At 64.9% G+C, this 14,702-nt stretch carries 15 protein-coding genes; 12 read left to right on the top strand and 3 right to left on the bottom strand.

Features of this window, described 5'->3' with window-relative positions; all coding sequences use genetic code 11:
- Window position 1: 1 nt before the first annotated feature.
- Window positions 2–205: a hypothetical protein gene (locus ABWP22_RS07620; protein ID WP_353199356.1), complete on the bottom strand. Its 204-nt coding sequence runs from the start codon at window positions 203–205 to the stop codon at window positions 2–4.
- A 245-nt stretch (window positions 206–450) separates the two neighbouring features.
- On the opposite strand from ABWP22_RS07620, the gene ABWP22_RS07615 reads away from it, so the two are divergent.
- The 6 genes from ABWP22_RS07615 to ABWP22_RS07590 all read left to right on the top strand — a co-directional run bounded on the left by ABWP22_RS07615 (window position 451) and on the right by ABWP22_RS07590 (window position 7,500).
- The gene (locus ABWP22_RS07615; RefSeq protein ID WP_353199355.1) at window positions 451–1,077 is read left to right on the top strand and encodes a biliverdin-producing heme oxygenase; all 627 of its coding nucleotides are present in this window, start codon (window positions 451–453) and stop codon (window positions 1,075–1,077) included.
- The gene (locus ABWP22_RS07610; protein ID WP_353199354.1) at window positions 1,070–3,697 is read left to right on the top strand and encodes an HWE histidine kinase domain-containing protein; all 2,628 of its coding nucleotides are present in this window, start codon (window positions 1,070–1,072) and stop codon (window positions 3,695–3,697) included. Before ABWP22_RS07615 ends, ABWP22_RS07610 begins: the two co-directional genes overlap by 8 nt.
- 93 nt (window positions 3,698–3,790) lie before the next feature.
- On the top strand, window positions 3,791–5,929 hold the full coding sequence (gene scpA, locus ABWP22_RS07605) for a methylmalonyl-CoA mutase (RefSeq protein ID WP_353199353.1): 2,139 nt from the start codon (window positions 3,791–3,793) through the stop codon (window positions 5,927–5,929).
- Window positions 5,930–5,985: 56 nt separating this feature from the next.
- Complete coding sequence (locus tag ABWP22_RS07600; protein ID WP_353199352.1) at window positions 5,986–6,816, top strand: TauD/TfdA dioxygenase family protein; 831 nt, start codon at window positions 5,986–5,988, stop codon at window positions 6,814–6,816.
- 61 nt (window positions 6,817–6,877) lie between these two features.
- Window positions 6,878–7,102, top strand: coding sequence for an AbrB/MazE/SpoVT family DNA-binding domain-containing protein (locus ABWP22_RS07595; RefSeq protein WP_353199351.1), 225 nt, complete (start codon window positions 6,878–6,880; stop codon window positions 7,100–7,102).
- Window positions 7,102–7,500 (top strand): type II toxin-antitoxin system death-on-curing family toxin, encoded by a 399-nt coding sequence (locus ABWP22_RS07590; RefSeq protein WP_353199350.1) that lies wholly within the window; start codon window positions 7,102–7,104, stop codon window positions 7,498–7,500. Before ABWP22_RS07595 ends, ABWP22_RS07590 begins: the two co-directional genes overlap by 1 nt.
- A gap of 34 nt (window positions 7,501–7,534) precedes the next feature.
- Here ABWP22_RS07590 and ABWP22_RS07585 read toward each other — a convergent pair whose 3' ends face one another.
- Window positions 7,535–8,389 (bottom strand): SDR family NAD(P)-dependent oxidoreductase, encoded by an 855-nt coding sequence (locus ABWP22_RS07585; protein WP_353199349.1) that lies wholly within the window; start codon window positions 8,387–8,389, stop codon window positions 7,535–7,537.
- A 172-nt stretch (window positions 8,390–8,561) separates the two neighbouring features.
- On the opposite strand from ABWP22_RS07585, the gene ABWP22_RS07580 reads away from it, so the two are divergent.
- The 6 genes from ABWP22_RS07580 (at window position 8,562) to ABWP22_RS07555 (ending at window position 12,863) form a co-directional block, all read left to right on the top strand.
- On the top strand, window positions 8,562–8,876 hold the full coding sequence (locus ABWP22_RS07580) for a hypothetical protein (RefSeq protein ID WP_353199348.1): 315 nt from the start codon (window positions 8,562–8,564) through the stop codon (window positions 8,874–8,876).
- A 215-nt stretch (window positions 8,877–9,091) separates the two neighbouring features.
- Window positions 9,092–9,829: an ice-binding family protein gene (locus tag ABWP22_RS07575; protein ID WP_353199347.1), complete on the top strand. Its 738-nt coding sequence runs from the start codon at window positions 9,092–9,094 to the stop codon at window positions 9,827–9,829.
- Between the two features lie 91 nt (window positions 9,830–9,920).
- The gene (locus tag ABWP22_RS07570) at window positions 9,921–10,343 is read left to right on the top strand and encodes a protein tyrosine phosphatase family protein (RefSeq protein WP_353199346.1); all 423 of its coding nucleotides are present in this window, start codon (window positions 9,921–9,923) and stop codon (window positions 10,341–10,343) included.
- The gene (locus ABWP22_RS07565; RefSeq protein WP_353199345.1) at window positions 10,340–10,723 is read left to right on the top strand and encodes a hypothetical protein; all 384 of its coding nucleotides are present in this window, start codon (window positions 10,340–10,342) and stop codon (window positions 10,721–10,723) included. Before ABWP22_RS07570 ends, ABWP22_RS07565 begins: the two co-directional genes overlap by 4 nt.
- A complete protein-coding gene (locus ABWP22_RS07560; protein WP_353199461.1) occupies window positions 10,723–11,655 on the top strand; it encodes a sterol desaturase family protein in 933 nt (310 codons plus the stop codon). The genes ABWP22_RS07565 and ABWP22_RS07560 overlap by 1 nt, the downstream gene beginning before the upstream one ends.
- Window positions 11,652–12,863, top strand: a complete 1,212-nt coding sequence (locus ABWP22_RS07555; protein WP_353199344.1) for a nitroreductase family protein — start codon at window positions 11,652–11,654, stop codon at window positions 12,861–12,863. Before ABWP22_RS07560 ends, ABWP22_RS07555 begins: the two co-directional genes overlap by 4 nt.
- Window positions 12,864–12,891: 28 nt before the next feature.
- Here the strand turns inward: ABWP22_RS07555 and ABWP22_RS07550 are convergent, their stop codons facing one another.
- On the bottom strand, window positions 12,892–14,616 hold the full coding sequence (locus ABWP22_RS07550) for a DEAD/DEAH box helicase (RefSeq protein ID WP_353199343.1): 1,725 nt from the start codon (window positions 14,614–14,616) through the stop codon (window positions 12,892–12,894).
- Window positions 14,617–14,702: the final 86 nt, after the last annotated feature.

Here is a 14,702-nt window from a genome sequence, read left to right as displayed (position 1 = left end):
TTCAATCCAGCTTTGGCGCTTCGGCACTGTTCGGCGCGTCGTCCAACCCGCCCGACCAGGCAAGATACACCGACACCATCGCCGCCACCGCCAGCAGCACCGATATGGCCAGCACATAACGCACATTGTGCCCGATCACCCCGCCGCGCGCCTTCACGGTGGAAATGATTTCGGGTTTTTCGAGGGTTGGCGGTGTTTCAGTCATAGCATGGACAACGGGCAACCGTTGCAACGGTTCCGCTCCGCATTTTCGCGGGCATGAGTGCGCGTTCGTCCAGCATCGATAGGCCATCATAGAAACGTGACTGAGCCGGTGGTTGCGAGCCCGATCGGCTACGGTGCCGGATCTGCGCAAATCTGCTGCCGATTGCCCACGACATCAGTTGCAGATGCTGTTACGATGGTCGTTGGAACGGGATCGATCAACGATAGCGGGGATCTGATATCCGAATGCAAATCCGAAAATCTGAACTTGTCGGCGACGGCGAAATTGTTCGATTGCCGTCCGGGGCGGCAGGTTTGAGAGAGGCCTTGAGGGCGGCCACTTCTGAGGTTCATGAACGGCTTCATGGTCATGACGGGTTTGCGGCGGTCCAGGCCGGAACGATCGACGGCAAGGCCTACCGACACTTGTTGAGCCGCCTTTACGGCTTTTACCGCCCGTTCGAGGCCGCGGCACGGCTTGCACCGCAGCGGACGCGGTGGCTGGAACAGGATCTGGAGGCGTTGGGTGTCTGCGCCGTGTCACGCGTTACGCTGCCGCGCTGCGCTGCGTTTCCGCTGCGCCTGTCTGCGGATCATGTTCTGGGTGCGCGCTATGTGGTCGAAGGTTCGGCGCTTGGCGGGCGCGGCATGGCGCGTCAGCTCGATGCGCTGCTCGGGCCAGGGGTGATGGCCGGGCGACAATTTTTCAGCGGACATGGCGCAGACACCGGTTCGGCATGGCGTGACTATCTTGCGCTGCTGGCGCGGGAGCCAAGGCCGATGCCGCAGTGCAGCGCCATCATCGACGGCGCGAATGCCACCTTCGCGACATTTGAACATTGGCTTGCTGGATGGAACATTGATCATGGCTGATTCCATCCTTGACCGCGACCAGGTCGATCTGACGAATTGCGACCGCGAACCGATCCATATTCCGGGCGCCATCCTGCCGCACGGTGCCATGCTGGTCTTGGAATGCGGCACGTTACGTATCCTGCAGGCTGCAGGAAATACGGCGGGATTGCTCGGCAGGCCGCTGGCGGATTTGCTCGATCGACCCGTCGACGGCATATTCACGGGTGCCCAGTTGAATCTGCTGCATGCGTTGAGCCGGGAGGCCGAGCTTACCAAGCCACGCCATTTCCTTGATCCCGTTCTTCGCGTTGTCAGCGATCAGCCGCTCGACACCAGTGTCCACCGGATCGACAATGTCCTGGTGGTCGAGTTCGAAGCGGCCGAAATGACCGATGCCTTCGTCAGCGACCCGTTGGCTGCCGTGCAACACATGGTCGAGAACTTCAGTTCTGCCGCCTCGCTGAATGATCTCTGCCAGATGGCGACGGCGAGCGTCCACCGCGTTGCACAGTACGATCGGGTGATGATCTACCGGTTCATGGCCGATGGTTCGGGCTGGGTGATCGCCGAAAGCCGATTGCCCGAGCTGGAGCCGTTCCTCGATCTTCATTACCCCGCCGCCGATATCCCGCAGCAGGCGCGCGCGCTGTATCTCAGGAGCTGGCTGCGGCTCATCACGCAGGTCGATTACGATCCCGCGCCGCTGAAGCCGACGCTCAACCCGCGCACCGGAAAGCCGCTCGATATGAGCTATGCCATCCTGCGTGACGTCTCGCCGATCCACCGCGAATATCTGCGCAACATGGGCATCGACGCATCGATGTCGATCTCGATCATCGTTGCCGGCAAGCTGTGGGGCCTGATCGCCTGCCATCACAACAGCCCACGGATCTTGCCGCGTCATCTGCGCGCGGTCTGCGAGTTGTTCGGGTCGATTTTCTCGTTGCAGATCGAGGCGCGCGAGAACAGCGAGCAGTTCGAGGCCCGGCTCGCCAGTCGCAAGATCCTGCAGGAGTTGATGCTCAACCTCGCCGGGATCGAGGATTACGCCCATGGCCTGACCCAGCAGACGCCGAACCTGCTCGACTTCATCCATGGCGGTGACGCTGCGCTCGATGGCTCGCGCCGGGGCGGCGTTGCCGTCAGCGTCGAGGGCGATGTGACCTTTCTGGGAACGACACCCAGCCGCCCGCAGATCCTCGCACTGACGCAATGGCTGACGTCGTACATGATCGAGACCGAGGGCGTTTTTTCCACCGATCGGCTCAGTGAAATCTACGCGCCGGCAAAGGCGTTCACCAATGTCGCATCGGGGTTGTTGGTGATCGCCGTCTCGCGCGATCCGTCGGATTTCATCCTCTGGTTCCGCCCCGAACTGGTCGAAACGGCGTTGTGGGCTGGCGATCCGGCCAAACCGGTGACGATCAGTGCCGATGGCAGTGACAAGCTGTCACCGCGCAAGTCGTTCGAAGTGTGGAAACACACGGTGCGCAATCGGGCGCTGCCCTGGTCCCGGGCGGAACTTGATTCCGCCTTCGATCTGCGGGTTTCGCTGCTGCAGGTGGTGCTCCGCCGGATCGAGGCTGCGTCACGCGAACGCGCGAAGGCGCATGAGCGGGACAAGCTGCTGATGGCGGAACTCGACCACCGGGTGAAGAACACATTGGCGAATATCCAGGCCCTGGTCACCCAATCCAGCCGCAGCGCCGGATCGGTGACGGCCTTCGTGGACGAGCTCGACAAGCGCATCCATTCGATGGCCAAGGCCCACAGCCTGTTGACCCAAAGCCGGTGGGAGGGTGTGTCGGTCGACGGGATGCTGCGCGAGGAGCTGGAAGCGTACGGACCCGCATCGGGTGTGGTGTCCCTGGCCGGGGATGATGCGGTGCTCACGCCGAAATCCGCGTTGGCGCTGTCGCTCGCGGTGCATGAACTTGCCACCAATGCCGCAAAATACGGTGCGTTCTCGGTGACGACCGGCCATGTTGTGGTCAAGTGGCAAATCCGCGCCGACGGCGGGCTCGGTCTGTCGTGGACGGAAACCGGGGGACCGCCGGTGGTGTCGCCGACCCATCGCGGCTTTGGGTCAACCTTGATCGAACGGGCGCTGACATTGGAAACGGGCGGGCGCGCCACGATCGATTACCGGCCGGGCGGCGTCGTTTGCGACATTGTCCTGCCACAGGCCTCGCTTGTCGCGCTGAGCGTCAAGCCGGTTGCCAAACTCGAACCATTGGACGTCGCCATCTTGCAAGACGCGATGCCCGTATTGCCCCGGCTGCTGGTCGTTGAGGATAGCTACCTGCTGCTGTTGCCACTCGAACTCATGTGCGAAACCCTTGGGTGGCAGATCGTCGGGCCTGCCATCCGGCTCGACCAGGCATTGGAGATGGCACGGACAGAGACGTTCGACGCGGCCCTGCTCGACGTCAACCTGAATGGAGAAATGGCATGGAGCGTCGCCGATGTGCTCAAGGCCCGGGGCATCCCGTTCGCCTTCAGCACGGGCTATGATCAGACCGACATGCTGCCGGCTCACCTGGTCGGCACGCCGGTTTTCGCCAAGCCGTACCGGATCGCCTACATCGAGAAACAGCTTCGCCAGATGATGACGGCCGGTGCCAAGCCAGCGGATTGAAGTGCGCCCACCGCCCACCCCATAGCTGCGCAAATCCGTCCGCTTGCCAGCCCGCCCGCCCACCGCCTATGCGGTTGGGCGACGGAGGATGCGATGACCAAGCCGACAGTGAATGATTGGGCCGCGATGGCCGCCAAGGAAGTGAAAGGCGCCAGCCTCGATTGGCCGACGCCGGAAGGCTTCACCGTCAAGCCGCTGTACACGGCCGCAGATACCGAAGGCTGGGACCCCGGCCTGCCCGGCTTCGCGCCGTTCACCCGCGGGGTGCGCGCCTCCATGTATGCGGGCCGGCCGTGGACGGTCAGGCAATATGCCGGGTTTTCGACGGCGGAAGAATCCAACGCCTTCTATCGCCGCAACCTCGCCGCCGGCCAGAAGGGGCTTTCGGTCGCCTTCGATCTGGCCACCCACCGCGGCTATGATTCGGATCACCCGCGTGTGTCGGGCGATGTCGGCAAGGCCGGCGTGGCGATCGATACCGTCGAGGACATGAAGATCCTGTTCGACGGCATCCCGCTCGATCAGATGTCGGTTTCCATGACGATGAACGGCGCGGTGATTCCGTGCCTGGCGTTTTTCATTGTTGCCGCCGAAGAAGCCGGCGTGCCCCAGGCCAAGCTGGACGGCACCATCCAGAACGACATCCTCAAGGAGTTCATGGTCCGCAATACCTATATCTACCCGCCGGAACCCTCGATGCGCATCGTGGCGGACATCATCAGCTACACCGCGCGCAACATGCCGAAATTCAACAGCATTTCGATTTCCGGCTATCACATGCACGAAGCCGGGGCGACGGCGCTGCAGGAACTGGCCTTCACCCTGGCCGATGGCATGGAATATGTCCGCGCCGCGCAGAAGCAGGGCCTGGATGTCGATGAATTTGCAGGGAGACTGAGCTTCTTCTTCGCCATCGGCATGAATTTCTTCATGGAGGTCGCCAAGCTGCGCGCCGCCCGCACGCTTTGGGCCCGCATCATGGCGAATTTCGGCGCCAAGGACCCGCGCAGCCTGATGCTGCGCACCCATTGCCAGACCAGCGGCGTGAGCCTGCAGGAGCAGGACCCATACAACAACGTCATCCGCACCACGATCGAGGCGCTGGCCGCCGCGCTGGGCGGCACGCAGAGCCTGCACACCAACGCGCTGGATGAAGCCATTGCGCTGCCCACCGATTTTTCGGCGCGCATCGCCCGCAACACCCAGATCGTGCTGCAGGAGGAAACCGGCATCACCAAGGTCGTCGATCCGCTGGGCGGCAGTTTCTATGTGGAGGCGCTGACCAAGCAACTGGTGGATGACGCGCAGGCGATCATCGACAAGATCGAAGGCCTGGGCGGCATGACGCAAGCCGTGGCCACCGGCCTGCCCAAGCTGGAGATCGAAGCCGCCGCCGCCGCCAAGCAGGCCGGCATCGACATGGGCGAGACGGTGATCGTGGGCGTCAACAAGTACAAGCCGGCGACCACCGATGAATTCCCGGTGCTGGATGTGGACAATGTCGCGGTGCGCGCCAGCCAGATCACCCGCATCGAAGCGGTGAAGGCCGCGCGTGATTCCAGGCGGGTCGATGCGGCCTTGCAAGCCTTGCGTGATGGTGCGGCGAGCGACGGCAATGTGCTGGCGCTGGCCATCGAATGCGCGCGCGCGCGCGCCACGCTGGGCGAAATCAGCGCGGCGATGGAAGACGTGTTCGGGCGTCACGTGGCCATCGTGAAGATGGTGAAGGGCGTCTATGCCGATGCCTACAAGGCCGATCCCGCCTATGCCCGCGTGGCGGAAGGGGTGGAGTCGTTCGAGCGCCGCACCGGGCGCAAGCCGCGCGTGCTGATCGTGAAAATGGGCCAGGACGGCCATGATCGCGGCGCCAAGGTGGTCGGCACGGCACTGGCCGATCTGGGGTTTGACGCCACGGTCGGGCCATTGTTCCAGACGCCGCAGGAAGCCCGCGAACTGGCGCTGAAGCTTGATGTCGATCTCGTCGCCGCCTCTTCGCTGGCGGCCGGCCACAAGACGCTGGTGCCGGCGCTGATCGACGAACTGAAATCGGTGGGCCGCGGCGATATCAAGGTGATCGCCGGCGGCGTGATCCCTGCGCAGGATTATGAGTTCCTGAAAAATGTTGGCACCGTCGCCATTTTCGGCCCTGGCACCAACATCGTCGAAGCCGCCGCCGAACTGCTGCGCTTGCTCGGTCACAATCTGCCGCCGTTGAACGAAGCGGCGCAATAGGCTCGGCTTGCCGCAACGCCTCCACCCTGCCACCATCGGGTGAGGAGGGCGCAGCCATGAATGTCGAACCAACCGGGCAGGCCTGCGGCGCCCATGTGACCGGCCTCGATCTGTCGGCGCCGCTTGATGTCGGCACCATCGCCGCCATTCGTGCGGCATGGCTCCAGCATCATGTGCTGGTCTTCCCCGATCAGCACCTGACCGACGATGATCTGGAACGTTTCACCATCGCCATGGGCGGGTTCGGCGAGGATCCGTTCATCGCGCCGATCCCTGGCCGCCAGCATATCATCGCGGTGGCGCGCGCCGCTGATGAAACCGCGCCGGTCTTTGCCGAAAACTGGCATACCGATTGGAGCTTTCAGGCCCGCCCTCCGGCCGGCACCTGCCTGTATGGCATCACCATTCCGCCCATCGGCGGCGACACGTTGTTCGCCAATCAGCATCTGGCGCTGGACGAAATGCCAGCCGATCTGTGCGCCCGCATCGAGGGGCTGGTGGCCATCCACAGCGCGCAGAAGGCCTATGCCCCCGATGGCTTTTACGGTGCGGCGGACAAAGGCCGTTCCATGGACATCCGCCCGTCCGAAACCGCGCGGGCGACACAGACGCATCCCTATATCCGCAATCACCCCGAAACCGGCCGTCCCGGCCTGTTCAGCTGCCTTGGCTATATCATCGGGTTCGAGGGCATGGCCGAAGCCGACGCGATGGCGCTGCTGGTGGAACTCTATCACTGGCAGGGGCAGGAACGGTTCCAGTATCGCCATCGCTGGCAGCCGAACATGCTGGTGATGTGGGACAATCGCAGCGTGCTGCATGCCGCCACCGGCGGCTACCAGGGCCACGCCCGCCGCCTGCACCGCACCACCATCGCGGCGGCCTGAACCGGTTGGCAGCCCGCCGCTGCAATGTTATAACGCCCGTATAAACAAGCGAGCGAAACCCATGCAGCATCTTAAGATCACCGCCATTGGCAACAGCGCCGGCATCATCCTGCCCAAGGAGGTGCTGGCGCAACTTGGCGTCGACAAGGGCGATACGCTGTCGGTGGTCGCCACGCCCAACGGCATCGAACTCAGCCCTTATGATCCGACCTTCGATGAACAGATGAAGGTCGCGCGCGATATCATGGCGCGTTATCGGAACGCGCTGCGCGAACTCGCCAAATAATGCCGGCCAGTTGGTTCTGGCCGGGCGAGGCCTTGGTGCGCGCCATGCACAGCGAGCAGCTTGCTGTCCACGGCGGTGGTGCCGGCATCCGCGACGCCGGCTTGCTCGACTCCGCGCTTCAACGGCCGCGCAATCTCGCCAACTATGGCGATCCCGATGCGCCGGCGTTGGCGGCATCCTTGGCCTTCGGTATCGCGCGCAACCACCCGCTTGTTGATGGCAACAAGCGCACCGCCTTTGTGGCCGGTGCTGCGCTGCTCGAATTGAATGGCTGGCGCTTCGGTGCCAGCGAAGCCGACGTCGTTGTCACATTCCTCGCGCTGGCCGCCGGTGACATGACCGAGGACGAACTTGCCACCTGGTTCCGCGCCAACAGCCAGCCCACCAGCGTAGCCTGAAACCGCCGTTTACCGGCGTTATTCGACACCGCCGTTAACGGCGGGGCACCCGCCCCCTGATCTGGTCAAATCCGGCCTTGATCGCGGCAAAGCGCGCGTCCACGCCCATTTCGAAATCATTGTCGGTGAAGATATAGGCCCAGTCGTTCTGGATGGCCTCCACCACCAGTTCACCCACATAAAGCGGATCGACGCCGTTGGTGATGGCGTGGGCGAACATCGCCGCCATCTCGGCCGGCACCGCGGCCGGATCGGGCAGGGCGACCTGCCCGGCCAGGCGTTCGGGGATGGCGCGGGCGCTTTCCATGATGCGGGTGCGCACAAAGCCGGGGCACAGCACCGACACACCGATGCCGCGCGCCGCCAATTTGGGCCGCAGCCCTTCCGACAGCGCGACCACGCCATATTTGGTGACGTTGTAGCCAGGCGCCACCGCCGCCACCAGACCGGCCATCGACGCGGTGGAAACGATATGGCCGCCGTCACCGTGCGCCTCGATCAATGGCCCGAAGATTTCGAACCCCCACACCACGCTCATCAGATTGACGCCGATCACCCAATCCCAGCCGGCATCGTTCCAGCCGCCATAATCGCCGCCGCCGCCCACGCCGGCATTGTTGATCACGATATGCACCTGGCCAAAGCGTTCGATGCACGCGTCCGCTGCCGCCTGGATCTCCGCCTTCAACGACACATCGGCGCGGATGCCCGCGACATCGGCATTGGTGGCCGACAGCCGGGCGACTTCGCGGGCCAGCGCCTCGCCATCGATATCAGCCATCATCACCTTCACGCCCGATTGTGCCAGCGCCTCGGCAATGCCGAGCCCGATACCCGAAGCGGCGCCCGTGACGAAGGCCACCTTGCCGGCCAGTTGCTGCATGATCATCACTCCCGAAACCTGCCGCATCCTGACGCACGCGCGGCCGGCTGCAAACTGTCAGAAGCAGGCGGCTGGACGTGGAGAAGGGTGACAGCGCCGCGCTGCATGATGATGGCCAAGGCGGCCGGCGCATCGTCAAGTCCGACAAAGCATATGCGGCAGCCACGGCGTTCGGGTCTTGGGCGGCGATGCCGTGACGTTGTTCGACGTCGCAGCCGCGATTGGCCATTTGATCTGCAGGGATCGCCATCCCTTTGTGGACGGCAACACGCGCGCTTCGTGGTTCACCAGCTTCGTGACCTTGCGGCTGAACTTATATCATCCGGACGGGCGCGAAGCGGAGGCCAGCGATATCGTGCGTATCATCGCTGAAGGCTCGTGCAGCGAAGCTGATCTGACGGCATTTCTGGCAGACAATGTTCGGAAACCATGGCGTGTTTCTCAGCAATGTCCTGAAAAATTGAAACAACGCCTTCAAATATCAATTGCGTAGATTCCGAAGATTATGATCCGAGGTCCAATATCATATTATCCAAAGTGGAGCTGAGTATAGATTTCAAGATTTTCGGGAGACACGAAATGCGTTCGACGCCGATCGTTTGCTAGGATTCGACTGGCCTCTCCAAGCTCTGTATTGCGATCTCCCTCGCGATGGCCGCCGCGCCGGTATCTGCGGCGAGTCCGCTGGGTTCAGCCACAGGCTACGCCGTGATCGGCAGTGCCACCGTCACCAATACCGGTGCCACCACCATCATCGGTGATATCGGCGTGTCGCCTGGCACGGCCCTCACCGGCGCCGTCAGCATCACGCAAACCGGTGCCGTCCACCTTGGTGATGCCCATGCCCTTGCTGCGCACAACGATGCCCGCACCGCCTTTGATGCGCTGGCGGCGCTGCCGATCGGCACAGATTTCACCGGTTTCGATCTCGGCACGGTGGGTGTGTTGACGCCGGGCACCTACAGCTTTGCAAGTTCGGCGCAGCTTACCGGCAGCCTGCTGCTCGATTTCACCAGCAATCCTGGCGGCCGCTTCCTCTTCCGGATCGGCTCCGGGCTCACCACCGCGTCGGGCTCGGCGGTCAACGTGCTCGGCGGCAACAGCGGCAGCGGCATTTTCTGGCATGTCGGTTCGTCCGCCACGCTGGGCACCGGCACGATATTTGCCGGCAACATCCTGGCGGATCAAAGCGTCACCTTGAACACCGGCGCATCGATCATCTGCGGCCGTGCCATCGCCCTGATCGGCGCGGTGACCATGGATGGCAACATCGTTTCAAATGGTTGCAGTGGCGGCGGCGATGTCGGCACCGGCCGCAGCGATTTCGACAGTGTGGGTTTCGCTGCCAATGCCGTGCCGGAACCGGCAAGCTGGGCCATGTTGATCATCGGCTTTGGCGCGGTTGGTGCCGCGCTGCGCCGGCGTCGGGTGGCTTTCACCACCTGACCGCATCACGACAAGCGATCGGTAGGCCTTGGATCGCTCGCAGCATATCCGCACTTGAGCGCAGCTGCCGGGACGCTTAGGCTGCCGCATCATGTTCATCCGCATCACCGAAGGCGTGTCCGTCGCGCCGCAAATCTCGCCCGATGCCGTTGCCGATGCGGCGGCGCAGGGCTTTCGCACCATCGTCAACAACCGTCCGGATGGCGAAAGCCATGATCAGCCGCCCGGCGCCGAGATTGCGGCGGCCTGCGCGGCGGCCGGACTGGCCTATGTCGCCATCCCCATCGATCACACCGGCTTCAGCCTGGAACAGGTAACGGCCATGGCCGAAGCACTGCAGGATGGCCCGGTGCTGGCCTATTGCCGGTCGGGCACGCGCAGCTGCAATCTGTGGGCGCTGGCAGCGGCTTCCCAGGGGGAAGCGCCGGATGCGATCATCGCGGCGGCGCAGGCTGGCGGCTACAATGTCGCCGGTCTGCTGCCTCTGTTCCGGCAGTTGGCGGCAAGCCGGTGAACCAGATCGACATGCTGGTCTTCTCGTTGATCGGCGTCGCGCTGCTGATTGGGCTGGCGCGGCTGCTCGGCTTTGCCCGGCGCGGGGGCCTGGTTGATGCCGGGTTGGCCGAACGGCTGGCGGTCGATGCCCTGCCAGGCTTTCGCCCTTGCGACGTGGCGGTCAGCCGCGATGGCGCCGGGGCGCTGGTGGCCGGGCGCGATGGCCGTGTCGCGCTGGTGCGCCCGCTGGGCGATCGCTTTGTCGTCCGGCCGCTGGCCCACCCCCTGGTGGCGCGGGCCGGCGCCGTGCTGCGCGTGCGACCCGACGAAATGATGTTTCCCGAAACCGCGCTCGATCTGGGCGAAGGCGCGGCCAGCCTGTGGGCTGCGCGGCTGTGATCGACCAGCTTGTCACCATCGATCCGGTGGCCATCGCCATCCCGGCGTTCGTCGCGTTGATCATCATCGAGCTGCTGGCCGTTCGGCTGGGCTGGCATGGTGATTATGATTGGCGCGATACCGGCACCAGCCTGGTGATGGGGCTGGGCAGCACCATCGCAGGCGCTGTTGTGGGCGGCGCGGTGGCCGGTATCGCCATCTTTGTGTGGCAACACCGCTTGTTCGACGTGCCGCTCACCTGGTGGAGCCTGGCGCTGTGTTTTGTGCTCGATGATCTGGGCTATTATGTCTTCCACCGTTCGGCGCATCGGGTGCGCTGGTTCTGGGCCAGCCATGTCATCCACCATTCATCGCAGCATTATAATCTGTCGACGGCGCTGCGGCAGACCTGGACCGGCGCGTTCAGCCTGGGCTTCATCTTCCGGCTGCCGCTGCTGCTGATCGGCTTCCCGCCGGCGCTGGTGATCTTCTGTGGCGGGGTGAACCTGATCTATCAATTCTGGATTCACACCGAACTGGTCGGCCGGATGCCGCGCTGGTTCGAAGCGGTGATGAACACGCCGTCGCACCACCGCGCCCACCATGGCACCAACCCGCGCTATCTTGATCGCAATTTTGCCGGGGTGTTCATCATCTGGGATCGCATGTTCGGCACCTTTGAAGCCGAACGCGCCGATGATCCGCCGCGCTATGGCATCATCCGCAATCTGGCCACCTTCAATCCGCTGTGGGTGGCGGTGCATGAATGGCTGGGCATCGCCCGCGATCTGGCCGGCGCGCGCAGCCTGAAAGCCGCCTGGGCGGCGATTGCGGCACCGCCGGGCACCTTGTCGGGCGAAACCGCCGATATGCTGCGGGCGAGCTGGCAGGCCGATGCCGGCGTTGCCGCGCCGACGCGCAATCAGGCCGGCGCTGCCGTTCCGGCCGAATGATCAATCGCCGCCAGATCATGGCCGGCGCCGGCGCGCTCGCCGTGGCCGGTGTTGCCGGCCGGGCCTGGCAGCAGGGGCTGCTGGGCAGCAGCCATCCGGCACTGGCGGCGTGGGATGATTGGAGCCGCCAGCGCCAGGCCGGCGCGCTCCGGTTGGTGGGCGGTGCCGTGCTCGCCGCCAGCCCGCACAATACGCAGCCCTGGGCGTTCGCGGTCGGGCGGCTGGGCGTCGATATCTTCGAAGTGCCGGGCCGCGCACTTGGCACCATGGACCCGTTCGGCCGCGAACGGCTGGCCGGGCTGGGCGGGGCCATTCACAACATGGCGCTGGCCTCCACCGCGCTCGGCCGGGCAGCGCGGGTGCGGCTGTTGCCTGATCCGCAAAACCCGCAGCATGTGGCGCGGGTGCTGTTGGGGCCGGACAACAGCGGGCCGGCGCCGCACCGGCTGGTGCCGTTCATCGGCCAACGCCACACCCATCGCGGTGCCTGGCACGGCGGCGCGTTGGCGACCGCCAAGGTGAAGGCGTTGCTGGATTTCCCGGCCTTTCCGGATGTGCGCGTCCTGTTGTTTGAAGCGGCGTCCCCGCGCGGGCAACGCTTTGCCAAATTGACGGGCGATGCCACCGCCGCGATTGCCGGCGATGCCGCGATGATGGCCGACAGCCACCGCTGGTTCCGCCACGAACGCAGCGTTGCCGATGTGCAGATGGACGGGCTGACGCTGGCGACATCGGGGGTATCGCCCTGGCTGGCGGCCGGCGCGGCGCTGTTGCCGGCGCAATCGGCGGACAGCGAGGGGCGTTACTGGCTGGCGGCCACGCGCGACACGCATCTGCCGACCGCATCGCTGTTCGGCCTGATCCTCACCCCCGATCCGCATGACCGCCGCGCTGCGCTGCTGGTGGGCGGCGCGTGGCAGCGGCTGCATCTGAATGCGACGGCGGCCGGGTTGGTGGCGCAGCCGCTCAACCAGTTGCCGGAAATCATCGACCGCCAGGTGCAGTTGCGCCAGCCGCCGGCCTTTGCCCGCGCGGTTGATGCGCTGCTCGACGATCCGGCCTGGCGCCCAAGTTTCGCGTTTCGCATCGGCACGGCGGATGCGCCGGCCGGGCCCGCCCTGCGCCGCCCGGTCAGCGACGTGCTTGGCCCGCCGGCGCGGCTGGCCTGGGAAGTGGAACAGTGGCGGGAAGCCGGCGGCGCGTTCTGATCGCGCTGCGCCGGCTCAGCCGGCGGCCTTAATTGGTGGGAAGCGGTTTGATCGGGCGGGACAGGAAATCCGGCACGCCTTCCGGGCCGAAGCCGATGAAGCGTTCGCCGCCATCATCATCGCGATGCCGCGATTGGCCGGACGTGGCGATGGCGCGGTAACTTGCCAGCGGATCGCGCGCGGTCGGCCGCGGCGCGTGACGAGCCGGTGCTTCGGCGCGGGGTGCCCGATCCCGGGTTGGCGCTGGGTCGCGGGCAGGCGGCAGTTCAGGCCGGCTGGCGACAGCGGCCGGTGGGTGCTGCTCGCGGGGGCGTTCATCAGGGCGGCGATCATCAGGGCGGCGGTCGCCACGGCCCTTGCCGCCAGCACGGCGACGGTCGCCGCGGCCGGATTCGGCCTTGGGTTCGACCTTGGGTTCGGCCCTGGGTTCGGCCTTCGGTTCTGGGGCTATGTTTGCGGGCGCATCGGGGGCGCGGCGCGGTTCGTCGGTCTTGCGGGCTTCGGCAGGCGGTGCCTTGCCACCACCGCGGCCACCGCGGCCACGACGTTCGCGCGCCGGCGTCGGCGCTGGCGTGTCGTCGTCGGCCGGGTCGATTGCAGCCACCGGTGCGGCAACAGCGGCGGCCGCAGCAGCGGCGCCTTCACCCGGCCAGCGCGGGATCTTGAACTGGGTCAGCTTCTCGATCTCGGTCAGATGCTCGGCATCATCCGGCGTCGCCAGCGAAAAGGCGATGCCGGTGCGCCCGGCGCGGCCCGTGCGCCCGATGCGGTGCACATAATCATCCGGGTGCCACGGCACATCATAGTTGATGACATGGCTGACGCCTGGAATGTCGAGCCCGCGCGCCGCCACATCGCTGGCGACCAGGATGGTGACGGCACCGGATTTGAAGCGCTCCAGTTCCCGGATGCGATCGGATTGTTCCATGTCGCCGTGGATCTGGCCCACCGGCAGGCGGGCACGCTTCAGCGTTTCGGCCAGTTCGCGCACCATCGTCTTCTTGTTGCAGAAGATGATCGCGGTTTTCAGCGCCTCGCTGTCGATGATGTCGCGCAGCACGTCGCGCTTGGCCCGCGCCGTGGTTTCCACCACCCACTGGGTGATGTTGGTGTTGGTGCTGGCGGCGCGCGCCACCGAAATGCTCTTCGGATTGGTGAGAAACTGGTCCGACAATTTCTTGATCGGCGGCGGCATGGTCGCCGAAAACAGCAGGGTCTGGCGTCCCTTGGGCAGTTTGGAACAGATGGTTTCGATATCCGGGATGAAGCCCATGTCGAGCATGCGATCGGCTTCGTCGATGACCAGCAGCGCACAGCCTGACAGCAATATCTTGCCGCGGGCGAACAGGTCCATCAACCGGCCCGGCGTGGCGATCAGCACATCGACGCCCTTTTCCAGCGCCGCCAATTGATCGCCCATCGAAACGCCGCCGATCAGCAGCGCCATCGAAAGCTTGTGATACTTGCCATATTTGTCGAAATTTTCGGCGACCTGCTGCGCCAGTTCGCGCGTCGGTTCCAGGATCAGGCTGCGCGGCATCAAGGCCCGGCTGCGGCCTTCGGCCAATATGTCGATCATCGGCAGCACGAAGCTGGCGGTCTTGCCGGTGCCGGTCTGGGCGATGCCGATGATGTCCTTGCCCATCAGCACCGACGGGATGGCCTGGGCCTGGATGGGCGTGGGCGTGTCATAACCGCTGTCCGCAATGGCGCGCAGCAGGGCATCGGACAGGCCGAGATCGGCAAAACTCATTCAGGCGGGCTCATCAAAACGGGGGGTGGGCAGAAATATGCCCTCACCGGGCCATGGGCGGCAGGGCGACAAAAGTCAATGCAGGG

It is taken from the genome of Sandarakinorhabdus sp. (assembly GCF_040398665.1).
In the GTDB taxonomy this organism is placed as follows: Bacteria; Pseudomonadota; Alphaproteobacteria; order Sphingomonadales; family Sphingomonadaceae; genus Sandarakinorhabdus.
This window is presented reverse-complemented; position numbering and strand designations above follow the sequence as displayed.

Coding starts and splice junctions, on each gene's coding strand:
- ABWP22_RS07570 (WP_353199346.1), top strand. CDS start 9,921: ATGTTCATCCGCATCACCGAAGGCGTGTCCGTCGCGCCGCAAATCTCG.
- ABWP22_RS07600 (WP_353199352.1), top strand. CDS start 5,986: ATGAATGTCGAACCAACCGGGCAGGCCTGCGGCGCCCATGTGACCGGC.
- scpA (WP_353199353.1), top strand. CDS start 3,791: ATGACCAAGCCGACAGTGAATGATTGGGCCGCGATGGCCGCCAAGGAA.
- ABWP22_RS07615 (WP_353199355.1), top strand. CDS start 451: ATGCAAATCCGAAAATCTGAACTTGTCGGCGACGGCGAAATTGTTCGA.
- ABWP22_RS07555 (WP_353199344.1), top strand. CDS start 11,652: ATGATCAATCGCCGCCAGATCATGGCCGGCGCCGGCGCGCTCGCCGTG.
- ABWP22_RS07610 (WP_353199354.1), top strand. CDS start 1,070: ATGGCTGATTCCATCCTTGACCGCGACCAGGTCGATCTGACGAATTGC.
- ABWP22_RS07550 (WP_353199343.1), bottom strand. CDS start 14,616: ATGAGTTTTGCCGATCTCGGCCTGTCCGATGCCCTGCTGCGCGCCATT.
- ABWP22_RS07590 (WP_353199350.1), top strand. CDS start 7,102: ATGCCGGCCAGTTGGTTCTGGCCGGGCGAGGCCTTGGTGCGCGCCATG.
- ABWP22_RS07585 (WP_353199349.1), bottom strand. CDS start 8,389: ATGATCATGCAGCAACTGGCCGGCAAGGTGGCCTTCGTCACGGGCGCC.
- ABWP22_RS07595 (WP_353199351.1), top strand. CDS start 6,878: ATGCAGCATCTTAAGATCACCGCCATTGGCAACAGCGCCGGCATCATC.
- ABWP22_RS07620 (WP_353199356.1), bottom strand. CDS start 205: ATGACTGAAACACCGCCAACCCTCGAAAAACCCGAAATCATTTCCACC.